General features: G+C 62.5%; 21 protein-coding genes and 1 pseudogene. 12 read left to right on the forward strand and 10 right to left on the reverse strand.

Going from position 1 to position 21,767, the window contains the following annotated elements; genetic code table 11:
- Positions 1–4: 4 nt before the first annotated feature.
- Positions 5–2,293, reverse strand: coding sequence for an alpha,alpha-trehalose-phosphate synthase (UDP-forming) (locus NZ453_RS09880; protein WP_263770383.1), 2,289 nt, complete (start codon positions 2,291–2,293; stop codon positions 5–7).
- Between the two features lie 153 nt (positions 2,294–2,446).
- Here NZ453_RS09880 and NZ453_RS09885 point away from each other — a divergent pair, with 153 nt between their 5' ends.
- On the forward strand, positions 2,447–2,626 hold the full coding sequence (locus NZ453_RS09885) for a hypothetical protein (RefSeq protein ID WP_263770384.1): 180 nt from the start codon (positions 2,447–2,449) through the stop codon (positions 2,624–2,626).
- A gap of 394 nt (positions 2,627–3,020) precedes the next feature.
- Here the strand turns inward: NZ453_RS09885 and NZ453_RS09890 are convergent, their stop codons facing one another.
- Entirely contained in the window at positions 3,021–3,683 is a 663-nt protein-coding gene (locus tag NZ453_RS09890) for a YceH family protein (RefSeq protein ID WP_263770385.1), read from the reverse strand.
- Between the two features lie 382 nt (positions 3,684–4,065).
- Positions 4,066–4,635: a hypothetical protein gene (locus NZ453_RS09895; RefSeq protein WP_263770386.1), complete on the reverse strand. Its 570-nt coding sequence runs from the start codon at positions 4,633–4,635 to the stop codon at positions 4,066–4,068.
- 173 nt (positions 4,636–4,808) lie between these two features.
- On the opposite strand from NZ453_RS09895, the gene NZ453_RS09900 reads away from it, so the two are divergent.
- From NZ453_RS09900 to NZ453_RS09915, 4 genes are all read left to right on the forward strand, one after another.
- Positions 4,809–6,212 carry an NAD(P)H-binding protein gene (locus NZ453_RS09900; protein ID WP_263770387.1) on the forward strand — a complete coding sequence of 468 codons (1,404 nt, stop codon included), beginning with the start codon at positions 4,809–4,811 and terminating at the stop codon, positions 6,210–6,212.
- Positions 6,212–6,676 (forward strand): DUF2269 family protein, encoded by a 465-nt coding sequence (locus NZ453_RS09905; RefSeq protein WP_263770388.1) that lies wholly within the window; start codon positions 6,212–6,214, stop codon positions 6,674–6,676. The genes NZ453_RS09900 and NZ453_RS09905 overlap by 1 nt, the downstream gene beginning before the upstream one ends.
- A 111-nt stretch (positions 6,677–6,787) precedes the next feature.
- Complete coding sequence (locus tag NZ453_RS09910) at positions 6,788–7,084, forward strand: hypothetical protein (protein ID WP_263770389.1); 297 nt, start codon at positions 6,788–6,790, stop codon at positions 7,082–7,084.
- A 179-nt stretch (positions 7,085–7,263) separates the two neighbouring features.
- Positions 7,264–8,412 carry a GNAT family N-acetyltransferase gene (locus NZ453_RS09915; RefSeq protein WP_263770390.1) on the forward strand — a complete coding sequence of 383 codons (1,149 nt, stop codon included), beginning with the start codon at positions 7,264–7,266 and terminating at the stop codon, positions 8,410–8,412.
- A 70-nt stretch (positions 8,413–8,482) separates the two neighbouring features.
- Here NZ453_RS09915 and NZ453_RS09920 read toward each other — a convergent pair whose 3' ends face one another.
- The 5 genes from NZ453_RS09920 to NZ453_RS09940 form a co-directional block, all read right to left on the reverse strand.
- Positions 8,483–9,226, reverse strand: coding sequence for a BON domain-containing protein (locus tag NZ453_RS09920; protein WP_263770391.1), 744 nt, complete (start codon positions 9,224–9,226; stop codon positions 8,483–8,485).
- Between the two features lie 348 nt (positions 9,227–9,574).
- Entirely contained in the window at positions 9,575–10,909 is a 1,335-nt protein-coding gene (locus tag NZ453_RS09925; protein WP_263770392.1) for an RNA polymerase sigma factor, read from the reverse strand.
- A 9-nt stretch (positions 10,910–10,918) separates the two neighbouring features.
- A complete protein-coding gene (locus tag NZ453_RS09930) occupies positions 10,919–11,764 on the reverse strand; it encodes an SgcJ/EcaC family oxidoreductase (protein WP_263770393.1) in 846 nt (281 codons plus the stop codon).
- Positions 11,765–11,774: 10 nt separating this feature from the next.
- Positions 11,775–12,137 (reverse strand): YciI family protein, encoded by a 363-nt coding sequence (locus NZ453_RS09935; RefSeq protein ID WP_263770394.1) that lies wholly within the window; start codon positions 12,135–12,137, stop codon positions 11,775–11,777.
- Between the two features lie 193 nt (positions 12,138–12,330).
- Positions 12,331–12,747 carry a YciI family protein gene (locus tag NZ453_RS09940; protein ID WP_263770395.1) on the reverse strand — a complete coding sequence of 139 codons (417 nt, stop codon included), beginning with the start codon at positions 12,745–12,747 and terminating at the stop codon, positions 12,331–12,333.
- A 295-nt stretch (positions 12,748–13,042) separates the two neighbouring features.
- On the opposite strand from NZ453_RS09940, the gene NZ453_RS09945 reads away from it, so the two are divergent.
- The 3 genes from NZ453_RS09945 to NZ453_RS09955 all read left to right on the forward strand — a co-directional run bounded on the left by NZ453_RS09945 (position 13,043) and on the right by NZ453_RS09955 (position 15,613).
- Positions 13,043–13,483 carry a VOC family protein gene (locus NZ453_RS09945; RefSeq protein ID WP_263770396.1) on the forward strand — a complete coding sequence of 147 codons (441 nt, stop codon included), beginning with the start codon at positions 13,043–13,045 and terminating at the stop codon, positions 13,481–13,483.
- 232 nt (positions 13,484–13,715) lie between these two features.
- Complete coding sequence (locus tag NZ453_RS09950; RefSeq protein WP_263770397.1) at positions 13,716–15,041, forward strand: ferredoxin reductase family protein; 1,326 nt, start codon at positions 13,716–13,718, stop codon at positions 15,039–15,041.
- A gap of 92 nt (positions 15,042–15,133) precedes the next feature.
- Positions 15,134–15,613, forward strand: coding sequence for a hypothetical protein (locus tag NZ453_RS09955; protein WP_263770398.1), 480 nt, complete (start codon positions 15,134–15,136; stop codon positions 15,611–15,613).
- A 231-nt stretch (positions 15,614–15,844) separates the two neighbouring features.
- On the opposite strand, the gene NZ453_RS09960 is transcribed toward NZ453_RS09955, so the two are convergent.
- Positions 15,845–16,903 (reverse strand): radical SAM protein, encoded by a 1,059-nt coding sequence (locus NZ453_RS09960; protein WP_263770399.1) that lies wholly within the window; start codon positions 16,901–16,903, stop codon positions 15,845–15,847.
- 232 nt (positions 16,904–17,135) lie between these two features.
- On the opposite strand from NZ453_RS09960, the gene NZ453_RS09965 reads away from it, so the two are divergent.
- Entirely contained in the window at positions 17,136–17,810 is a 675-nt protein-coding gene (locus tag NZ453_RS09965) for a type 1 glutamine amidotransferase domain-containing protein (protein ID WP_263770400.1), read from the forward strand.
- A 158-nt stretch (positions 17,811–17,968) separates the two neighbouring features.
- Positions 17,969–18,277, forward strand: a pseudogene (locus NZ453_RS22195) (DUF2231 domain-containing protein); the annotation flags it as partial.
- A gap of 312 nt (positions 18,278–18,589) precedes the next feature.
- Here NZ453_RS22195 and NZ453_RS09975 read toward each other — a convergent pair.
- On the reverse strand, positions 18,590–18,892 hold the full coding sequence (locus tag NZ453_RS09975; RefSeq protein WP_263770402.1) for a hypothetical protein: 303 nt from the start codon (positions 18,890–18,892) through the stop codon (positions 18,590–18,592).
- A gap of 228 nt (positions 18,893–19,120) precedes the next feature.
- Between NZ453_RS09975 and NZ453_RS09980 the strand changes: the two genes are divergently transcribed.
- Both NZ453_RS09980 and NZ453_RS09985 read left to right on the forward strand, forming a co-directional pair.
- Positions 19,121–19,921 (forward strand): SDR family NAD(P)-dependent oxidoreductase, encoded by an 801-nt coding sequence (locus NZ453_RS09980; RefSeq protein ID WP_263770403.1) that lies wholly within the window; start codon positions 19,121–19,123, stop codon positions 19,919–19,921.
- Between the two features lie 227 nt (positions 19,922–20,148).
- Positions 20,149–21,717, forward strand: coding sequence for a CHASE domain-containing protein (locus tag NZ453_RS09985; RefSeq protein WP_263770404.1), 1,569 nt, complete (start codon positions 20,149–20,151; stop codon positions 21,715–21,717).
- Positions 21,718–21,767: the final 50 nt, after the last annotated feature.

Genomic DNA, 21,767 nt, shown 5'->3' on the forward strand with positions numbered 1-21,767 from the left:
TGTCCTAGGTTGGAGAAGGTGTCGGTACAGCCGGCGGTGCGCCGGTGTTGCCGACGGGAGTGTCCGGAAGCTTGCTGCGCCGACGCATGAGCGCGGCATCGAGCAGCATGCGGCCGGCCCAGCGGTAGACGTTGAACTCGGCGATCAGCCCGCGCATCAAGCGCATGCGGTCCGCCTGTTCCTGCTCGGGCATCGTCAGCGCCACATGCAATGCGGCAGCGCACTGATCGACATCGTAAGGGTTGACCACCACCGACTCGGGCAGTTCACGTGATGCACCGGTGAATTGCGAGAGGACGAGCACACCGCGCTCATCGTCGCGCGAGGCGACGAATTCCTTCGCCACCAAGTTCATGCCGTCGTGCAGGCTGCCGACAAAGCAGAGTTCAGCCGCTCGGTAGTATTCGTATACCTGCCACGGTTCGTGGTGTTCGACCTTAAGCAGGATCGCGGGCGCGGCGCCGCTGAAACGCGCATTGATACGTTCGGCGAGGGCGACGACGGCGTCGTGGTGGTTGCGGTAATCGTCGATACTCGCCCGGCTGGGCGCGGCGATCTGAATGAAGGTGAAGCGTCCGATCCATTGCGGGTTGAGGTCGAACAGGCGCTCCACGGCAAGGAAGCGTTCGAGAATGCCCTTCGTGTAGTCGAGGCGGTCCACGCCGACGCCGATCGCCTGATCGGGGGGCAAGCCATTCAGCTCGCGAATATGGCTTCGGCAATCGGCCACGGGCTTGCCGACCATTTCCTCGGAGGGCGGCCAGGCGATTGAAATCGGGTAGCGGCGGACAGCGGTCAGCTTGCCGCCCTGGCTGACCGTGAATGCTTCGCGGTCGACGCGCGCTTCGATCAGCCGGTCCACGGTGTCGACGAAATTATTCACATGGTATTGCGTGTGAAAGCCGAGAATGCTGCTGCCGAGCAACCCGCTGACGATATCGGCGGCCCACGGGCAGATGGCGAACGATTCGGGGTTCGGCCAGGGGATGTGCCAGAAGGTGATTACCGTTGCGTCTGGCAACGCCTCGCGAATCATGCGCGGCAGGAGTGCGAAGTGGTAGTCCTGGACGAGAACGATCGGGTCCCGGGTTTTCGATTCGCTGACCACGGCGTCAGCGAACTTGCGATTCGCGGCCACGTAATGGGCCCAATCGCCGGAGCGGAAGATCGGGCGCACGTGCGCAATATGGCACAGCGGCCAGAGGCCCTCGTTGGAGAACCCGTAGTAATAACCGGCTTCTTCTTCGGGCGTCATCCACACGCGGCGGAGCTGGTAGGCGGGTTTGTCGGGAGGCACGGCGACGCGGTCCCGAGTATCCACGACGTCGCGGTCGGCGCTGCCGGTACCTGTCGCGATCCAGACACCGGAGCACGCGCGCATGATCGGTTCCAGCGCCGTCACCAGACCGCTGGCCGGTCGCTGCACTTCGATATGGTCGCCCTTGCGCTGATGGATGTAGGGCTCGCGGTTCGATACGACGATCACGTCTTCCCCGCGCAACTCGCCATGAAGAATGGCGCGCAGCGTTTCAGGGGCCCAGGTGAGCTGGCTTTCGTCGCGCGCCGCGCGCTCGGCTTCGAGGTCGCGGATCAGGCGTTGCAGGTCGCGGGCGATGGGGCGGAATTCAGGAGCCGGCGGGACGATCTCGCTCGCCTTCGGTGGCGCCGGTGGCGAGGTGACGGGTTGCCGCAGGAGTCCCTCGCCACGCAGCAACGCTCGTGTCCCGGCGACCCAGCCGCGCCATGAAAGCTGCGCGATGATGACGGTGATCAGGGAGACGGCGGCGGCGAGCCCGAGGAAAAAGTAGAACAGGTAGCGGCGGGTTTCCTGGCTGCGCCGTTCAAGGAAATTCATGTCCTGCACGAGGATCAGGCGGCCCTCCGGGTGCGTCTCGCCCACCAGCGGCCGGACGGCAACGTGCAGGGGACCTTTCGGCAGGTGGAGGACCGATCCGCGCGGAGCGTTCCAGCGCTCCAGGTCGTTACAGCGTATCTCGGCGGGCACCGAGCGCGTCGCTTGCAGCTTGGCCTGCGGCGTCGCACAGTAACCGATCGCGTAGAGCCGCTCATCCTGGCTGATGCGCGAGAAGAACGTCATGATCTTGTTCGACGAGCCGGTGACCAACGCATCTTCGAGCGGTTCCTCGACCGCCTTGGCGATAACGGTTGAGCGGGCGTCGAGGTCGCGCAGGGACCAACGCAGCGTGAGTTCGTCGACGAGCGGAGCGACCACGTAGGCAATGGCCGCGAGAATAAGCAACAGGGGTAAGACGAAGCGCAGGGATAGCCGCATTATGAGTTCCTCTGTTATGTCGCGGAAGAAGCCTGCGACCGGACGGCGTCTGCCGTCGCCGCGGACTGCGTAGCGGAACATCAGAAAGGAAAAGTGAAATCCCGGAAGGGCTCGCTCGATTCGCTTCGGTTCCTGCCACGGTGAGATCGATCGTTGTCGGTGTTTCCTCCTTCGTTGGTGCCGTTCCCCATCGGCGTATTGAAAACTGCTGCCGTATTGCCGTACGTGTTCGTCGGCAACAACATTTACGTTGCCGCTGTCGAGCGCCACAGAAAGCTGCGCGAGCACGATGCGTGCCACGCGCGCGTCGCAAGCAATCAAGGCGCGATCTAGGAGGGAAGATGCGGTTTTTTGAGCTGACGCAAGAAGCTGAACGCGAAAACCGATTGTTATTCCGTATTCTTGTCGGTTTTGTTTGGCGAATGACGGAAAAACTCGGTCAGATTCTGGAAAAAATCTAACAAAACGTGCTTTAACGCGGATTGTTTAGGCGAAAAGAGGTGATTTGGCTGAGAACTCAGCAGGTGAGCTTGCTTCGCGCGGCGAAGCGGTTTCCCACTCTTACCGGTAATTCTTTCAAGACAGGGTTGGGCGGCGGGAATCACCTGGTCGCTCTGAACTACCCTGAACTACTCGTCCGTTCAAATGCCTGGCGGAGAAAACACGGGCAAAGCGGACAGTTGGGTCTGCCTTCGCGTTGCGGACGGCAACGAAGGGCGGCTACCCCTCAATCTCCCGTACTCGGCGGCAGAACGGCACGCAACTCTTCGCGCAGGCTGGCGAGTTCCCGTTCGAGCCGTTCGACACGCGCTTCGAGCACGGCACAACGATCCGGATCGGTGGCCGGTCCCAGTACCGGTTCGTTTTCCATGGCCATGGACACTGGCCCACAGAGAAGATGCATCCAACGATGCTCACGTGACCCGGGCGCTTTCGGCAATCGCACGGCCAGCGGCCCTTCGGCGCGAGTGGCGAGTTCCTCGAGATAGGCTTCGACCGACGAGGCATCGCCGAAGCGATGCAGCCTTTCGCAATTGGCGCGCAACTCGCTTGCGGTCTGCGGCCCGCGCAGCATGAGGATGGCGAGAAGGGCTGCCGACCCGGCCGGAACCCCGTAACACTTGCCGAAGTTATGCGCGTAGCGCAGCACGCGGCCGGAAGCTCCATAGGTTTCGAGCACCAGCAAACGGTTGCGCAGCTCCTCCAGGGCCGTCTGGATCTCGGCTTCGCTGACGTTCATGACGGGATGGCGCGAGGTCTTCTGGTTGCAGCCGGCCGCCAGGCCGTTGACGGTCAGAGGGTAGGCGTCGGGCGTGGTTTTTTCCTTTTCCATTAGCACGCCGAGAATGCGGGCTTCGAGGGCAGTCAGTTCGGGCAGAGGGGAGGTCATCGGCGTGTCCTTGGCAGCTTCGGATACGCGAATTGTCCCAAGCCCTGGGCGGGGCGGCAAGGAGAAGAAAAATGCCGAACAGGAAGGAGGGCGGATTGGCGCCGGGTCGATCGGTGCGCTTCATTGGCCCGGCCGTGACACGCCAGGCAGGTCGCCTGTTAGCTCGGAAGAGTGGGCGCGGAGGAAGCGGGGGCGAGACCTATGCGGGTTGTGCTTGCCGAATCCGCCTGAACGGGAGTTTTTTGGGCCAGGGTATGCACCGAATGCAGCGCGCAAGCGCCGAGCAAGAAATAAAGCATGGCGACGAGGCGCAAGGAGGGTTTCGGGCGGGGCTTCTTCGGGGGCATCGCTATCTCCTGCTGACAAGTCCTAGGCGAGCAGGTTAGCCGTCATGCGTTACACCCTCATGACCCGTCTTGCGCTTGTTCGTGGATCGGAGCTTTGTTTCCTCGGCCCTGAGGCGTCGGCGATCCCGTGCCGCAGTAAACAGAGTGCCGGCAAGAAGCCCGATGCCGAACATCGCGTACACGCCGAACAACGCCTTCGCTGAAAGGTGGTGTTGAAAACCGGGCGTCAGCCGATGCGGGACGACGGCGAGATCGACGGCGGCGGCAAGCGCCGTGATCAAGCCTGCACCTGCGACGTGGGCCCCGAGCGAGTGTCCGGGCTCAAAGGGGCGTAGCGACTGCGTATGAATAAGCGCCCAAAAGCCGGATGAGAGATGGTGCACCAGCACGCCGGCGACGGTATAGCGTACGCTCGGCCGGTGCTGCCCTAGCGCGGGGTTGCCCCAGATCCAGTGGCTCGGTGCGTTGACCGCGGCCCACACTGAACCGTTCTCGCGCCGACAGTGCGCCGACATGGCGGCGAGCGACGTAAGGCTCGCTACGCTGCCGACAATCGCGGCGTCCCTTAACGCCGTTCTCCACGTTTTCCGAGTTCCGGTTTGCATCCTCAGTTCCTTTCACGTCGCCGCGGCCATTTCGATTGCCGGGGGGCAGCGTGCGTGGGAATCCGTGTCGCTCGCTGCGTCCGGGCGAATGCGGCCGGCTTGGTCGGAGTTGTCGCTCGACGGCCATCGTACCGGCTGATGGCCCATCGTTCGGGAACGCCTGCGGCCATTCGATGCGGCCTTCGGAACACCATTTGCCGGGTAAAGAGGCCGGCTCGGCGCCCAGGCAATCGGCATTCCGTACCCGTAACCCGGGCCGGCCTCATTTCCCTCCGGAGGTTCCCATCGTCATTCTGCTCACAGGCGCGACCGGCTTTCTTGGCAGTCGCTTGGCCCGGGCGCTTGCCGACGCAGGGCACGACGTCGTGTGCGCGCTGCGCAATCCGCAGCACGCTGCCGCGCGCGCCTTGCCTGGGAGAATGGTTCAGGCAGACATGTCGCGTAACGTGCGGGCGACGGACTGGGCGCCCCATCTGCGGGGCGTGGACGTGGTTATCAATGCCGTGGGCATTCTTCGTGAATCAGCGACCCAACTCTTTTCGACGCTCCACGTCGCCGGGCCCTGCGCGTTGTTCGAAGCGTGCGTGGAGGCTGGCGTGCAGCGCGTGATCAACATTTCTGCGCTTGGCGCAGATGATGGTGCCGTTAGTGCCTACCACCGCAGCAAGAAAGAGGCCGACGATTTTTTGCTGCGGTTGCCGTTACGCGCCACCGTCGTGCAGCCTTCGCTGGTGTACGGAGCGGGTGGTGCGAGCGCATGCCTATTTGCGAAGCTAGCCACCGCTCCGCTCATTCCATTGCCCGGCCATGGCGAACAACTCGTACAACCTATTCATGTCGATGACGCCGTGCAGGCGATCATGGCACTCGTTCAAAAGGAGAAATGCATCGGCGAGCGGGTCGCTCTGGTAGGTGCGCGGCCGGTGACTTTGCGCGAATTTCTCATCGAGTTGCGGCAAGCCATGCGTTTGGAGCCTCCTTGGTTTCTGCCCTTGCCGATCGCCCTCGTAAAGCTTGCCGCTTCCCTCGGAGGAAATTTCCGCGCCAGCTTGCTCGACCGGGAAACCCTCGGCATGCTCGAGCGCGGCAATACGGGGCCGCCCGAGGCGACGCGGGTCCTTCTCGGCCGTTCTCCGCGTGAGCCCTCGGCGTTCATCACGCCCCCTGAGTGCGAAGGAACGCGGGCGCTTGCGTTGCTGGGCTGGTTGCTGCCGCTGCTGCGCTTCAGCATTGCGATTGTGTGGCTCGTCTCGGGGGTCGTCTCGTTCGGCGTGTTTCCGCGCAACGAAAGCTATGCCTTGCTCGCGCGTTCCGGAATCGAGACGCTGTGGGCGCCGTCGATGCTCTTCGGCGCGGCTGCGCTTGATCTGGCGTTCGGCATCGGCACGTTACTACTGAGTAACCGTTACTGGCTGTGGCTGGCGCAACTCGCGCTGATCATCGTTTATACCATCATCATTACGGTGTACCTGCCGGAATTCTGGGCGCATCCCTTCGGCCCCATTCTCAAAAACGTGCCAATGGTCGCTGTGCTGGTTCTGCTGATCGCTTTCGAACAACGGCAGGAGAAACGCTGATGGACTACACCGTGGTGAAATGGGTACATATCCTGTCGTCCACCTTGCTTTTCGGCACAGGCATCGGATCGGCCTTCTACATGTTGTTCGTGAGCCTGAAGGCGGAACCGAAGGCGGTAGCCATCCTCGTGCGTTACGTTGTGCGCGCCGACTGGCTATTCACTGCGCCGACGGTCATCCTGCAACCGCTCAGCGGCTTCTACCTCGCGCATCTCGCCGGCTTCCCCATGACGAGCAAATGGATCGTGGTGTCGTCCGCCCTTTTCGGCGTGGCCGTCGTCGCTTGGCTTCCAGTGGTGTGGATGCAGATCCGCATGCGTGACCTCGCCCAGCAAGCCGTAGAGCAGGACCGGCCGCTCCCCAAGCGCTACTGGCGTTACCTTGAATTGTGGTCTCTGCTCGGGATGGTAGCGTTCTTCGCTCTTGTCGCCATCTTCTGGCTGATGGTGGGCAAACCCGCATAACCATGCCGTGTCGGGCCGCATCGGCGCGGGGCACATGCATTGCCCGGTGAAGGGACGGCGAAGCGGACGCTGCACTATCCGCATGATCAATTCTCGAAGAGGAGATGAACGATGAACAAAGGAAGCGGCATCCTGAATAACACCGATGTACAGCCCGACTTGCCGGGACCGGTGGACCCCGATCGGCCCGATCTCCCGCAGCCCGACGTGCCGGAAGGCCCGGACGTTCCTGATGTTCCGGACCTGCCTGATCTCACCGATCCCATACAGCCTCCGGTACGCGGAGGACGCGGTCTCGATGCGCGTGAGAGCCCGGAAAAGCTCAAGGAGAATCGCGGCAAGCTGCGTGTCGACGACGAACACAAGACGCCTGAAATGCAGAAGGATCACCGGGGCACCTTTCCGTGACGCCGATGAACGGCGAAGAATGTTCTTAATACGGAGCGCTGACATGAGCGCACCCGATACCGCTACAACGGAGCCTCCCAATGAATGGGAACCAAACCCTGGTGGGGCGGCTCGGAGGACAGTTGTTCCCAAAAGCGGCGATGTTTGCGAGAGTGGGAACGCCTTCGGAATTACCGCTCATGTCTTCGCTGTCGATCGGCATGGTAACTTCCGCCGCCGGCATTCCGCGGGCGGTGTGGGAGCGTTTGTGTCCGCCCAACCATCCCTTTCTCAATCTGGACTTCCTGAGCATCCTCGAGCATCACGGCGCGGCGGGGCGTCATCTCGGCTGGGTGCCTCGTCATCTCGTGGCGACCCAGGCTGACGACGAGATTGTCGGGTTGTTGCCCCTCTACGTCCGCTTCAACTCGCACGGCGATTTCATCCATGACTGGTCTTGGGCGTCGGCCTACCAGCAGATCGGACGCGCGTACTATCCCAAGTTACTGACCGGCTTGCCCCATACGCCGGCCGCCGGACCGCGTCTCCTTGTCAAGCCAGGTCCGCACGCCGACGAGATCAGGAACGCGTTGATCGACGCCGCACTGAAGGTGACCAGCGAGTTCTCCGCCTCCTCCTGGCACGTCGCGTTTCCGGACGATGCGGACTATGCGGCCTTGCGCGAAGCGGGGTTGCTGGTAAGCCATAACGTACAGTTCCACTGGCAGGCCGGCGATTGTGTCGACTTCACCGATTATCTGGCGACCTTTACCGCGGAGAAGCGGCGCAAGGTGCGCGCAGAGCGGCGGCGAGTGGCGGAAAGCGGGCTGGCGATCGAGGTACGGCACGGCCACGAGATCGACGCCGCCGAGTGGCCGCGCCTCCATGCTCTGTACGCCTCGACGTTCGAGAAGTTCAACAATTACGCCGTGTTTACCCCTGAGTGTTTTGCCGATCTCGGTGTTGCCCTCGGACGGCGCATGGTGGTCTTCATTGCGCGCGACGGCGGGAAACCGGTGGCTGTCTCGCTTTGTTTCCGCAGCGACGAAGTACTGTACGGGCGCTATTGGGGTTGCCACGGCAATTACCACAGCCTGCACTTCGAACTGTGCTTCTACCAGGGCATCGAGTATTGCCTGCGCGAACATCTGCGCCGTTTCGAGCCGGGGGCCGGCGGCGAGCACAAGGTCGCGCGCGGTTTCACGCCCACTGTCGTGCGATCGGTGCACTGGATTGCCGATCCCGCAATGCGGCGGCTAATCGGGCGCCATCTCGATCAGCAGGGAAGCGCTGTGGAGGCGTATCGCCAGGAGGCGGCGGAACACCTGCCGTTTCGCAATGCTACGTGATCGGCGTACGAGTACGGTTAGGTGACCGCCCGACGGCCCGCATGCGGCCGCATACAGTCGTCAGGGAAAATCAGGCGATCTCTAGCTTATTGATCACCTGTTCGACGCCGTAGATGTACCAAACATCGGTTTCGATACGAGCGCGTTCCGCTTCGTTGCGTACTTTGCCCATCAGCGTTACGGTGCGGTCGCGGCACGCGATATTGACCCGCTCCATATTCAGGGAGAGCATCGGGTCGGTTTCCAGCACCAGACTGAGGGCCTCGATGATTTCCTCCTCGTTGTCGTCCTCCGCGGGCTCGATCGTCAGGCTGTTCACCACGTCCCGGCAACCCCGCGCCCACCAGGCGAGAACGCCCGCCAGCCGCTTATGCGAAAGGCTGATTACTTCGCCGCTCAGCCGCACCACGCCGTCGGCCACCGCCACTTCGATCACACCGGCCGCGTCGGTTCCGGTGGCGGCGGCCGGCGCTTCGCGCAGAACTTTACGCTCGCCTTTCCCCCAGGCGTAAATCGCGCACGTTTGGAAATCCACGGATTCGAGCAATTGCTTGCAGACGGCGTCCCGCGTTGCCCCATCGCCGAGCGGGTGGTTGCTGCCCATACGCAAGTGATCGACGACTTCTGTTACGCCGGGGACGGAATTGGTCGCACGCAAGACCAGTTTTTTTGCCCCGATATGCGGGACCCAGCCATCGACCGTCAACGTGCCTTCACTGAAGGTCATCGCGATCGGAGAGTTCCTCGGATCGAGGCGTGCGGCCCGTTCAATGGCCGCCTGGGCCTGCTTTACGACCGTTTCGTTACTCTGCATGGGGTTTCTCCTTCAGGTCGGCTCTTGGCCGTTTGATTCATCGTCGTTTGGTAATTCGTTTAGCTGTTCAATCCCGGAATGCCACGCACAGCGCCATTTGGCGGCCTTGGGGAGGCTACCTGCGGAGGTGCGCCAACTGCGTTTCCGGCTTCTTGTTGCGGATTGCCGCTTCCAGTGCGATGGCTCATGGCTGGAGACGTCCGGTACGCGGCAACCCGCGATCGCCCGAAACGTCCGTTCCAAATTTTGGAGCCGCGTATATGAAGGAAGTTCCTCGCTCGGCGCAACGGGCTGCAGGTGTGAGGCCGACGCCGACGGAATACGCGCGACGGCGGCGTGGGCGGGTCGCTAAACGGCGTTACAGCGAGCGGCGCGTGCCAGCAAGAGGGCTTTCTCGCGGGTATTCGCCGCCAACGCGGCCGCCCGCTCGAATTCCTCGCGTGCTTCGTCCGCGCGCTGCAGGCGGAAGAGCAACTCACCGCGAACGCTGGGCAGCAGGTGATAGCTTTGCAGTGCCGGTTCGCGCATCAGTGCATCGACGGCCGCGAGCGCGGGGGCTGGGCCGTACGCCATCGAGACGGCGACGGCGCGGTTGAGGCGGACGACAGGCGAGGGGACAACGGTGTCGAGCGCATCGTACAGCGCCACGATCTGTACCCAGTCGGTCTGCTCAACGCTGGCCGCGCGGCTGTGGCATGCCGCAATCGACGCCTGCAAGGCGTACGGACCGAGGTATCCTTCTCGACGGGGCAAGGATTCGGCACGCGAGAGCGCATCGAGCCCACGCCGGACCAGGAGATGGTCCCAGCGTTTGCGATTCTGATCGAGCAGCAGTACCGGTTCGCCTTGTGGCGAAATGCGCGCGGCAAAACGCGAGGCCTGCAATTCCATCAGCGCGACGAGTCCCCAGACCTCGCTTTCGTCGGGCATCAAGCCGGCGACTACACGTCCGAGGCGCAGCGCCTCCTCGCAAAGGGCCGGCCGCATCCAGTCGTTGCCGGCCGTCGCCGTGTAGCCTTCGTTGAACATCAGATAGATGACTTCGAGTACAGATGCGAGGCGGCGGCCCAACTCCTCGCCGCGCGGAACCTCGAAGCTGACCTTGGCGGCAGCGAGAGTGCGCTTGGCACGTACGATCCGCTGCGCGATCGTCGGCTCCGGCCGCAGGTAGGCGCGCGCGATCTCGTCGGTGGTGAGGCCGCCCATCACGCGCAGCGTGAGGGCACTGCGCGCGTCGGGTGAAAGAATCGGGTGGCAGGCGGTGAAGATCAGCCGCAAGAGGTCGTCGCCGATCGTGTCGTCAAGGCGGGCATCGATGATTTCGGCGTGCGTGTCGCTGGCGACTTCATGCTGGAAATCGATGGCCGCGCCGATCTCGTCGGCCTTATTTGCGGTCAACCGGGAGTGGCGCAGGTGGTCGAGCGCACGCCGTTCGGTAGCCCGCATCAGCCACGCACCCGGGTTGTCCGGGATGCCGTCGCGCGGCCAGGTTTCGAGCGCCGACAGCAACGCGTCCTGAGCGAACTCCTCGGCCAGTCCGACCTGGCGTACGAGGCGCGCCGCGCGGCCGATGACCTTGGCGGCCTCGATATGCCAGATGGCCTCGATCGTACGCCGGACGTTGTCGGTTGTGCCCAGCCGCCCGGTGTCCGTCCCGGCCGAGGTGTTCGTTGTGTTTTGCATCGGCCGGTGTTACTGCATCGAATGCAGGCCGATCATATTGCCCTCGGTATCGGTCACCAGCGCAATGAAACCGTACTGACCGATGGACATCTTGGCCTTGTGCAATCCGCCGCCGGCTTCGACAGCGCGCGCGGCCTGCACGGCGCAATCCTCGCAATGGAAATACACGAGCGCCCCGTGGCCGGTCGATGGACAATCGGGCATCTTGACCAGCGCACCGGCGGTGCCGTAACGGTCCATTTGCATCGGGAAAGCCCAAAATTCCATCTGCTCGATGGGGCTTTCGAGGCGGGTGAGGGTAACGTCGAATACCTTGTTGTAGAACGCCTTGGCCCGTTCCATGTCCTGCACGTAGATTTCGAACCAGCCGACCGGATTGACTGGAGCGCAAGGTTCGGCTGCGGCGGCAGAGCCGCCTTCCTCCGCGGTGGGTTGCAGTACCACTTTTTCGGTGAACGGGTCGAACGGCGCCGAGCAGTGGTCGTGGGTAATCAGCCAGCTTTGGTTGTCCTGCCGCTTCCAAACGAGCGACGTCCGCAGCCAGTGCCGACCGGCAGGGTGTCCCGCAGGCAATCCCGTGAAATGCCAGAGAAAGTGCGATGTGGCCAGCGTGCCGCCGACTTCGATGCGCACATCCTTCTTTTCGATCGAGAACTGGTCCGGGAAATGCGGAAAGCATTGTTCAAGCTTCTCGCGCATGGCCTGCACGCCCGAACTGAAGGGCGGTATGGCGTCGAAAAACACCGCATCGGCGGTATAGAGCGCGAGGCAGCGGTCGGCATTCTTGTTGCGGAAGGCCGCGCCCCATTCTTCGAGTGCGGCGTGGATCGCTTGTTCGTCGGTCATCGTAGTCATGGTCATCTCCTCAATTCACATAGCAGGGTGCGCATTCGCGGACTTCGACGCTTGCCCACTGGACGGCGGGGCAGCGGCGGGCAATGGCTACCGCCTCGTCGCGCGTCGCGACATCGATCAGAAAGAAACCGCCGATCATTTCCTTGGCTTCGGCGAACGGGCCGTCAAGCAACTGCTGCATGTTGTCCGCCGTCCGCGTCTTCACGCGCACCGCGTGTTCGTCCGGTCGCAACGATTCGGCACGCAGCAGCACGCCTTCGCGTTGCAGTTGATCCTTGAACGCCACCATCTTGTCGTAGAGGACGCGGGCGTCGGCCGTTGGGCGCTCTGCGCGTTGACCGCGCGGCTCGACCACCATGAGTAAGTAGGCCATCTCAGCGGCCTCCTGCATGGAGGAGAGAATCGCCGAGGGAGCGTCTGCGCTTGGCAGGCACGTCGGCGAGAAAAATTGGCCGACCGGGGTGTTGCGCGTGTCGTTGCATCGTGATCTCCTTCTGCTGTTGTTCGGGGGTTGCCAACGTCGACGTACCGAAGACGGCCAAAACGACATCGACCGAGAAAAGCCTTTACACGTTCCCTGCCAGCGCCTTGAATCGTTCGACCGACGGCGATGGGGGAAAATCCTCCAGCGCGTAGAGCGGTCGTACTTCGATTTCGGCCGGATTGCCTTCACCGCAGGGGTTGGGAAACCGGCGCGTCCAAGCGATCGCCTCTTCCCGGCTGCGTGCCTGGATCAAGGTGTAGCCGGCGATCAGTTCCTTGGTTTCGGCGAACGGACCGTCGATCACGCGCCGCTGCGTACCTTCGTAGCGCACGCGCCAACTTGCGGACGTTGGCTGCAGACCTGAGCAATCGAGGAGTGCCCCCGCTTGCGCGAGTTCTTCGTGGTAGTCGAGCATTTCCGACATGATCGCGGGGTCAGGCGCCGGCGAGGTTTGTGCCTCAGTCTCTGGGGTCGCCTTGACGATGATCAGAAAGCGCATTGTTCGTCTCCTTGTCTCCGGGTTGTACGCCCTACGGGGCGTTTCGGAAGTACGACGAACGAGCGGCGCTTGAATCGACAACGACAACTCGTTTGCCGCGAACGCGGGACGAAACGCCTTATGGAGCAGGAACTGGCGCCGAGACATACAACGAACGAATCTGAGCGGTGCCGGTCGATTGCTCTAAGTAATCGTTGCGGCAAGCGGTTCGCTGAGGATCGGCCGGTCACGTGGAGTCGGAGCGCAACGGCCTGAAGCCGACAAAGCAACAAAGTGAGGACACGACCATGCAATCATGGAAAGGAGCGCGATGATGAGCAGCGAGCGAACAGTTCTGGCGACCGTGATCCCTTGCCTGCGTTATCGGGACGCGTCGCGCGCCGTCGAGTGGCTGTGCGCCGCTTTCGGTTTCACGCGCCACGCCTTTTACACGAACCCGGACGGCACGGTGGCTCACGCGCAGTTGGCATTCGACAACAGCATGATCATGATCGGGTCCGTAGACAACAGTTCCGAATGGGGAAAGTTGATCAGGCAACCGGACGAGATTGGGGGAGCCGAGACGCAGAGTGCCTACATCGTCGTGCCGAATGCCGATGTCGTTTATGCTCAAGCCAAGTCCAGCGGCGCCGAGATACTCATCGACATCAAGGACGAGGATTACGGTGGGCGCGGTTTCACATGCCGCGACCCCGAAGGCCACATCTGGAACTTCGGCACGTACAACCCCTGGTGAGCGTCGTCGGCAGACGCTTCGCGCAGAGCGGAGTCGAGCGAAGATTCTCCTTTTTAACCCTCTGCTGCATCTGGCGGTAGAGTTCTCGCGACAGCACGAACCGACCGTCAGAACGAAATCGCTTCGGCGGTTGCTGTAACAATCCGAAACATATTCCGCGGAGCATGTAATTCTTTCTAATGCCGGCCGGAAGAGAATACCGCTACGTCATCATTCTCTACCGGGCAGGCAAATGAAAAAAATCGGACTCCCGCTTACGCTGTTGATCATCCTCACTTGGGCGGCGCTGCAGCCATCCGAGATTCTTTCCTTCTCTGCGGCCTACATGCCGATGCGCAAAGCGCTCACGGTTCTGACCGGCGCCCTGGCCCTTGGCTGGATGGGATTCTGCATGCTGCTTGCATTGCGTCCCATCTGGCTTGAGCGGTATCTGGGCGGCCTCGACAAGCTGTATCACGTGCATAAGTGGGCCGGGATCGTCGCCGTATTGTTGGTTGTGGTGCACTGGCTGATCATCCTGTCGCCAAAGACGCTCGTTTCCTGGGGTCTGCTCGACCTGCCGGCGCGGCGCCCGCATGGTCCAGGCCATGGTGGCGGCGGTTCCCTGACGGGGTTCGCCAAGGAGATGGGTGAGTGGGATGCGTGGCTGATGATTGCACTCGGTATCGTCGCGCTGCTGCGTTTTGTTCCTTACGGCTGGTTTCGCAAGCTGCACAAGGGGTTCCCCGTGGCGTTCCTGATTGGTGCATTCCATGGGGCCGTCCTGCTTCCCGACGGCAGTGCCATGACGCCGTTCGGCTGGTTGGTCATTGCAATTTCGATTGGCGGCAGTTTCGTTGCACTGAAGTCTTTGTTTGGCCGTATCGGCAACGAGCGTCAACACCGGGGTCGGGTGCTCAGTGCGCAGACGACCGAGGCTGGCGTTCTTGATCTACGCGTCGATCCGGGTGCCAATTGGCCGGGGCACGCGGCTGGGCAGTTCGCGCTGGTTACGCTGGAGCCGGCGGAGGGCCCGCATCCCTTTACGATCGTCTCCGATTGGGGCGGAAACGACCGCTGGAACGGCGAACTCCGCTTTGCCATCAAACCGCTCGGCGATTACACGCGGTCGTTGGCCGGGCGCTTCAAGAAGGGCGACCCGGTTGTCGTCGAAGGCCCTTACGGCAAGTTCGATTTCGGCGATGTCTCGGAAGAACAAGTCTGGATTGCCGGCGGCGTTGGTGTGGCGCCGTTCATCGCTCGCCTCGAAAAACTCGCGGCAAGCGGCGGTGCCCAAGGCAAGGTGCACTTCTTCTACTCGACCCACGACGCCAAGGAAGCGTCGTTCCCGGTTGGGCTCGAAGAATTGTGCCGAAAGGCTGGCGTCGAATTGCACAAGCGAGTCACGGCATCGGGCAAGCGCGTCACCTCGGGCGAGATCGGCCGTTGCGTCGGCAAGGCGAGCAGCGTCTGGTTTTGCGGCCCAGCCGCCTGGGGACGCGATCTCCAAACGGTGCTGAGCAAGGAGTTCGGACTGGCTCCGCACCGGTTCCACCGGGAACTGTTCGAGTTCCGCTGAGACGACGAGAATAATCACCGCATCCGGCGCTGGCAGGTAGCCATGCGTGGCCTTTTGACCAGCGCCACGATGTATCGAGAAGGGAGAACGCCATGAAGATCCTGCCGACGCTGGTCGCAGCGACCATCCTGCCGCCGGTGGTCGTTGCCACCGTGGTTTCAATCGGCCTGCTGACGGCTGCAAGCGCCTTCGCGTACGTGAAGGGACGCCACGAAACGGCTGACCGGAAGTCACTTGCGGCCAATGCGACGGCCAAATCTGGCAGCCACCAGCGACAGGACGTATCGCCTCCCGATAATGTCTCTTTGCGCACGACGTTGCACCTAACCTCGCAACAGGACCGGCTCTGGCGCGAAGCCGAACGTGCCGATTGGCAGGCGCACGGCGCTGCTCAGCAACCGGGAGGCGCGGCTTCTGGTGAGAACGGTGGCTCAGGCGCGGGCAAGCAGGCGGAGTCAGGAGACGTGAGTCGGCAAAGCTGGCAAGCCGTGTATGAAAGCCTGGATGCCGAACAGCGGGAGAAAGCGGCTAGCTTTTTCAACGACAAGCTCGGGGAATCAACTGATTCCTAAGTTCAAGGCATTCGGCCGCCCCTAATGGTGCGCGAGGGAGCCGTCGCTCGTATGTCGCGCTTTGTGCTTTCCCTGAGGAGAGGAAGTTGGGGCGGTCGACCGTCAATCAGTTGCCGCTTAACCCTCCTTGTGCCGATTCTCAGATGTAGATGGGCGCGAAATAGTGTGACGATCGAACGCCGGCTAAGCGTTCACGCCGGGCTGTTTTAGCGCCTAAGACTCTCCGGCCATTCAGAAAACGTGGTGGTAGACCGAGCATGCCTTGCAGATATCGGGCGGCTGGTCGCTGTCGAGGGCGGCGCGGAAGTCGTTGTATTCGGCACTGTTCCAGACGTCCGCGACCCCACGTTCGATCATGTTGCCGAAATTGGCTCGATCCGGCGTGCCCACCATGCAGCACGGCATCGCCAACCCCTGGTAGCTCACATAGGCACCGTGCCAAGGCCAATCGCAACGCTGTCGACCGGGCGTGCCGGGCGGATGCTCGCGTTCGTCGAGCCGCGGCAGACGTAGATTCACGCCCAAGCGGGCCGCGCGTTCGCGGGCCGCGGCGAAGACGCGTTCCACTTCGTCGCGTTCATGAGTGCGCAAGGCTTGCTGTTCAACGAATTCGCGCATCGGGCGATATTTTTCCGGCAAACCTTGCTCGCTGAAGTCGTGACAGAGCTGCTGCACCCAGACGGCGTCGATGCCGCGAGCATGGGCGAAGTCGACCAAGCCTTCGAGAGCGAGGAGATTGCGCCGCATCACGACCGCCACTACGCGAATTTCCGGGCGGCTTGTTCCCACGTTTCGACGTGCGTCGAGCACACGGTCGAGATTGCGTGCCACCTTCGAGAAGTGGCCGCGCACTCGAATGTACTCATAGGTGTCCGCGTCGGCCGCATCGAGCGAAACGTTGAGCACGGCGAGCCCGCTCTGCACGCATTCTGCGGCGCGCTTTTCCGAAATCAACGTGAGGTTGGTGTTGCACGACACAGCGATGCCTTTCGCCGAAGCGTAACGCACCATGTCGAAGAAACGCGGGTGCATCGTGGGTTCGCCGAGGCCTTGCAATTGCAACTCGGTGAGTCCGGGGAAACCGTCCACCAAACGCACGAAGTCTTCGTAAGGCATGAATGCCAGCGGCCCGAAAGGCGGTCCGTCTTCGCGGAACGGGATCGTGCACATGCGACAACGCAAGTTGCACTGCCCGACCGGCTCGATCTGCACAAAGGAGGGAAGCGGGGGCGACGGTTCCCGGGCTGGTCGGGCAAGGGGGGATGCATCCACAGCGGTCACGGCGGTCATAGTGGTGGTACCTCGCGGAGTTGCATTCCGGCGACAGAGCAAACGCGGTTCCCGGTCGGTGTCGGTACGGCCCACATCGTGGGTGGGCGATAGAGCACAGGTACAGGGTTTGCCGCGAATTCAGGGACTGTGAGCAGAACGTGAGGGGCTGTCAGGATTGAGCGGCAGCGCCGACGGTCGGCGGCGAGCGGCCGCCAACGTTTCATAACACCTGAAGGAGATCCCTATGCAAATGAACCAGAACGCCGCGTTGCGCGGCAAGAACGTGGCTGTCCTGATGACCGACGGTGTCGAGCAAGTTGAATACACCGGCCCGCGCCAGTTCCTGGAGGAGCACGGCGCCACGGTAACGCTGGTGGCACCGAAGGCCGCGGGCGACAAGGTGCAAGGGTTCAACCACCTCACACCGGCCGACCAATTTTCGGTGGACATGGACGTGCGCGACGCGCGGCCGGCCGAGTTCGACGCCCTCGTATTGCCGGGCGGCGTTGCCAACCCGGACAGCCTTCGGCTGAGTCCGCAGGCGATTACCTTCATCCGTGAGTTTGCACGCGAAGATAAACCCATCGCGGCCATCTGCCACGGCCCCTGGACATTGATCGACGCGGGGATCGCTCAGGACAAGCGGCTGACAAGCTGGCCGAGCCTGAAGGAAGACCTGCGTAATGCGGGCGCCGAATGGACCGATGCGCCGGTAGTTGTCGACGGCAAGCTGGTCACGAGCCGCAAGCCCGACGACTTGCCCGCCTTCGACGACGCCCTGTTGCAGGCGCTGGGAGGCAAAGAACAGTCCGCTCGGGCAGGCGAGAGGGGCGCACGCAGCCAGAAAAACGCGGTGCCCGGCCGCTCCTTCAGCGAGAGCCGGCATAACGTGCAGGAAGACCCCGGCAGCCAGGTGAGCGGCTAAAAGGTACGGCATGCCGGCGGTGGATCGGGCTCAAGGCGTCGGAGAGGGGCGCCGGGAGACCGTTCTACCGTCGGCGGCTGTTACTTGCCGTAAGGCGTACTTGCTGAGGTGCGTCCATGGAAAGCAAGGCGAAGCTCTTCGGTCACCCGATTCATCAGATGCTCATCGTGTTCCCGCTCGGGCTGCTTGCAACCTCGGTCGTGTTCGACCTTGTTCATCTCCTTGCGCCCGCCGCCCTCGGAGGTGATGCGGCGAGGACGGCGTATCGGTTGATTTCTGCAGGTTTGATTGGCGGCCTCCTCGCGGCGCTGTTCGGGGTGGTGGACTGGATGGCGATTCCGGGTGGCACGCGAGCCAAGCGAATTGGCGCTCTGCATGGCGGGGGCAACCTGCTGGTCGTGGCGCTCTTTACCGTCAGTTGGTGGCTGCGCAGAGACCCCGTCGACCAGCCTTCAGGGGCAGCCCTGGCCGCTTCGTTCGCAGGCGCTGGCATATCGCTGTTTACTGCTTGGCTCGGGGCGAACTCGTCAATCGACTTGGAGTCGGCGTATCGCCAAACGCGCACCTCGATGCCCGCAGTTCACTCGATGGGCCGGAGCCGAGAGGTACCGCCGCGCAAGTCGAGAGAAATCTGTGACCTGGCGCTTGGCGGGGATAGCGCCAACGATGTGACGCACGGCGTTACCGCCACGTGGCGAGATAAGTCGCCGGGCGAGCCCACTGCTGGTTGTTTTCAAAAGGAACGCACCGGGAGCGCACCGAAGCGTTCCCTATCTCCACTACTCGTTACCTTTCTGATTACTTCCCGCAGGCGCCGGGTTCGCCGGGCTGGACTGAGGTTTCGCGGGTTCGGCTTCCGAGCCGGGCTTGAGCTTCCAGTCGACCGGGTCCTTTTCGGTTGCGATCTTCCGCTCCGGGTGCTTGGCCGGGCTTGGCGCGATCGGGTCGCTGGCGGGAAAGGTCTCTGCCAGCGATTCGTCGAGCACTTCCTGGTAGGTCGGGTTCGACCGTTCTTCCTGCGGGGCGGCGTTTTTCGGATCGTCGTCGACCGGGGGTGTGGCCGGGGTCGGTTTGTCGGTCATTGGGACCTCCTGAGCGAATCGGTTTGCGAACGTTTGCGAATGAGGCTGAGATTTCATGCCTCGGATTCGGGCAAACCATGTGCCGTAGGCGAAGAAGGAGTGGTATGGAGCCGAGTCGATAGCGGACGAAAGCGAGTCGCGCACGCGAGTCAGCGCGTCACGGCGTCACGTTGTCCTTGTCCGGCACCGCGTTTGCCGACGGGCAAGCTGATATCCACGGAGTGCAGCATGAAGACTCGTCTCAAACCCATCGCGGAGCAGGTCGTTGTCATCACCGGCGCCTCGAGCGGCATCGGCCTGACAACGGCACGCCACGCCGCCGCACTCGGTGCGCGCCTCGTTCTGGTGAGCCGGAATGCGGAGGCGCTCGGCGCGCTGGTTCAGGAGCTACGCCGCAATGGGCACTTCGCAACGCGCGTGGTCGCCGACGTGGCACGCATCGACGACGTGCGCGAGATCGCCGAAGTCGCGCGTGGAGCCTTCGGCGGTATAGACACTTGGGTGAATAACGCCGGCATATCGGTATACGGCAAATTGGAAAGCATTCCGCTCGAAGACCAGCGACGCCTCTTCGACACGAATTTCTGGGGCGTCGTGCATGGCTCGCTGGTCGCGGCAAGCGAGCTGCGACGGCGTGGCGGTGCGTTGATCAACGTTGGCAGCGAAGTGTCCGACGTGGCGTTGCCGCTGCAGGGAATGTACAGCGCGTCGAAGCACGCGGTGAAGGGATTCACCGAGCCGGATGTCGTCGCCGATGCAATCATCTATGCCGCGCAGCACCGCAAGCGCGACATCTACGTCGGCGCCGCATCGCGACTGTTTTCGATTGGCAACCGGCTGATGCCTCACTTGATGGACAAATATCTCGAGCGGTTCATGTTTGCCCAGCAACGCTCGCAACGTCCGCGCCGCCGGGGAAGCCCGTCCGCCCTGTATGCGGCGGGTGTCGGAATGCATGAACGACAGCGGCAGGAAAACCGCGTCGCCGAATCGAGCCTGTACACGCGCTTGACGACGCTCGACTGGTAGACCGAGTAGGCCGGCAGCGAGGGCCTGTACGTCCGGCACTCTCAGACGGCCCTGATACTTGCCTTTGTTCCTGCAATAAGGAGTAGCATGATCTCGCACCTTTGAGGGGCGAGATCGGTTGCGGGCTGCCCGTTACCGTTCGTCGCCCGGTGATTGGCTGACCATCTCCCGTTCGAGCGAGCTAAAAAGACTCCGCTTGAACTGCCGGAAAACAACCGGGGAGCGCCATGACCCGCGCCACCTTGCAATCGGTATTACGACGGGTGAGCCAGGCACTGAGCCGCGAAGCGGTCGTGTGGGCCATTTTTTTCCTTTCGGTGCTCGTCACTGTGGCGCTCTGGCGTTACGCTTCGATCGAGCTCGAGCGGAGCTGGCACGAGAATTTTCGCTACCGCGTGGAGCGGCAACGCCTGGTTTTCCTCCAACACGTGAACCAATACGAGCAGCTCCTCCGGGGTGCCGGTGGGCTGTTCAGCATGGGGGAGCGCATCACTCGCGAGCAGTGGCACGGGTATGTCGAATCCTTGGAACTAGGACGGCTTCTCCCCGGTGCGCAGGCACTGGGTTTTGCGGTCGTCGTTTCGAGAGCGGGCCGAGAAGTTGTTGAGGCGACGGTTCGTGCCGAGGGGTTCGCAAATTACACGATTTACCCCGATGGTGACCGGGAGCCGCTATCTGCGGTTGTCTTCATTGAGCCTTTGACGGCAGGCAATGCGCACGTGCTCGGCTATGACATGTACGTCGACCCGGTGCGGCGGGAGGCCATGGAGCGCGCCCGGGACAGCGGCCAGCCGGCGCTTTCGGGGAAAGTCGACCTCCTGGCTGGCGATGGGGGTAAGGCCTACCCGGGCTTTCTTGTTTTTATGCCCGTCTATCGCCACCGGTTGGGGCTTGAGAACACGATGGATCGGCGCGTGGCGCTGACCGGTTTCGTTTTCAGTGCTTTTCGCGCCGACGATCTCCTCAGCGATTTTTTCCGTCTCGCCCGAAATGAGATCGGCATCGCGATCTACGATGGCGAGCCGAACCCAGACAATCTCCTCGCCACTTCCTGGAAAAACGGGGTTCATCCCGGTGCCGCCAGCCGTCATACGATCGAGAGCCAGATAGAGATCGCGGGGCATCGGTGGACGGCACAGTTCCACAGTTCTCCCGCGGCCGACGCCGCGTATGCCAGTGGCGGGCCGAAGGCCGTGCTGCTCGGCGGGCTGGTGTTGAGCCTGTTGTCTTTTCTCATGCTCGAAATGAATGTGCGCTATCAGGAGTTCATCCGCGAGCAGGCGATCCGCGACCCGCTCACTGGATTGTTCAATCGGCGGTTCATGGAGGAAACGCTCGAGCGGGAAATGAGCCGGGCGACGCGTTCAAGCCAGAAACTCGCCGTGGCCATCGTCGACCTCGATCATTTCAAGGCCCTGAACGACACCTTCGGGCACGATGCGGGCGATCAAGTCCTAAAGGACTTCGCCGGGCTGTTATCGCGTTTCCGGCAGGGGACGGACGTTGCCTGCCGTTTCGGGGGCGAGGAATTCGTCCTCATCCTGCCCGAAATTGAGCCGCCGCAAGCGATAGAGCGTCTCGAGGAACTGCGGCGCTGGGCCGCCGAGCTTGAACCGCGTGTCGGCGACCGGCCGTTGGGCCGCGTCACGGTTTCGATCGGGCTGGCGATGGTCCCAACTGACGGGGCTTCGATGGACGCCGTGTTGAAGGCGGCGGATAAAGCGCTCTACGCGGCTAAAGAGGCGGGAAGAAACCGCCTGGTCGTTTCGCCAGCGACGACGGCAGGCCTGCAGTAATCGCCGGTTTTGCCCCTGCACGTGCTAAGGTGATTCCGTTTCCTTAAGCT

Origin of the sequence: Propionivibrio soli (assembly GCF_025770765.1) — a bacterium.
Taxonomy (GTDB): Bacteria; Pseudomonadota; Gammaproteobacteria; order Burkholderiales; family Rhodocyclaceae; genus Propionivibrio; species Propionivibrio soli.

Coding starts and splice junctions, on each gene's coding strand:
- NZ453_RS09950 (WP_263770397.1), top strand. CDS start 13,716: ATGAAAAAAATCGGACTCCCGCTTACGCTGTTGATCATCCTCACTTGG.
- NZ453_RS09980 (WP_263770403.1), top strand. CDS start 19,121: ATGAAGACTCGTCTCAAACCCATCGCGGAGCAGGTCGTTGTCATCACC.
- NZ453_RS09935 (WP_263770394.1), bottom strand. CDS start 12,137: ATGGCCTACTTACTCATGGTGGTCGAGCCGCGCGGTCAACGCGCAGAG.
- NZ453_RS09960 (WP_263770399.1), bottom strand. CDS start 16,903: ATGACCGCCGTGACCGCTGTGGATGCATCCCCCCTTGCCCGACCAGCC.
- NZ453_RS09965 (WP_263770400.1), top strand. CDS start 17,136: ATGAACCAGAACGCCGCGTTGCGCGGCAAGAACGTGGCTGTCCTGATG.
- NZ453_RS09925 (WP_263770392.1), bottom strand. CDS start 10,909: ATGCAAAACACAACGAACACCTCGGCCGGGACGGACACCGGGCGGCTG.
- NZ453_RS09940 (WP_263770395.1), bottom strand. CDS start 12,747: ATGCGCTTTCTGATCATCGTCAAGGCGACCCCAGAGACTGAGGCACAA.
- NZ453_RS09905 (WP_263770388.1), top strand. CDS start 6,212: ATGGACTACACCGTGGTGAAATGGGTACATATCCTGTCGTCCACCTTG.
- NZ453_RS09920 (WP_263770391.1), bottom strand. CDS start 9,226: ATGCAGAGTAACGAAACGGTCGTAAAGCAGGCCCAGGCGGCCATTGAA.
- NZ453_RS09945 (WP_263770396.1), top strand. CDS start 13,043: ATGGAAAGGAGCGCGATGATGAGCAGCGAGCGAACAGTTCTGGCGACC.
- NZ453_RS09895 (WP_263770386.1), bottom strand. CDS start 4,635: ATGCAAACCGGAACTCGGAAAACGTGGAGAACGGCGTTAAGGGACGCC.
- NZ453_RS09975 (WP_263770402.1), bottom strand. CDS start 18,892: ATGACCGACAAACCGACCCCGGCCACACCCCCGGTCGACGACGATCCG.
- NZ453_RS09985 (WP_263770404.1), top strand. CDS start 20,149: ATGACCCGCGCCACCTTGCAATCGGTATTACGACGGGTGAGCCAGGCA.
- NZ453_RS09910 (WP_263770389.1), top strand. CDS start 6,788: ATGAACAAAGGAAGCGGCATCCTGAATAACACCGATGTACAGCCCGAC.
- NZ453_RS09900 (WP_263770387.1), top strand. CDS start 4,809: ATGCGGCCTTCGGAACACCATTTGCCGGGTAAAGAGGCCGGCTCGGCG.
- NZ453_RS09915 (WP_263770390.1), top strand. CDS start 7,264: ATGTCTTCGCTGTCGATCGGCATGGTAACTTCCGCCGCCGGCATTCCG.
- NZ453_RS09890 (WP_263770385.1), bottom strand. CDS start 3,683: ATGACCTCCCCTCTGCCCGAACTGACTGCCCTCGAAGCCCGCATTCTC.
- NZ453_RS09930 (WP_263770393.1), bottom strand. CDS start 11,764: ATGACTACGATGACCGACGAACAAGCGATCCACGCCGCACTCGAAGAA.
- NZ453_RS09955 (WP_263770398.1), top strand. CDS start 15,134: ATGAAGATCCTGCCGACGCTGGTCGCAGCGACCATCCTGCCGCCGGTG.
- NZ453_RS09880 (WP_263770383.1), bottom strand. CDS start 2,293: ATGCGGCTATCCCTGCGCTTCGTCTTACCCCTGTTGCTTATTCTCGCG.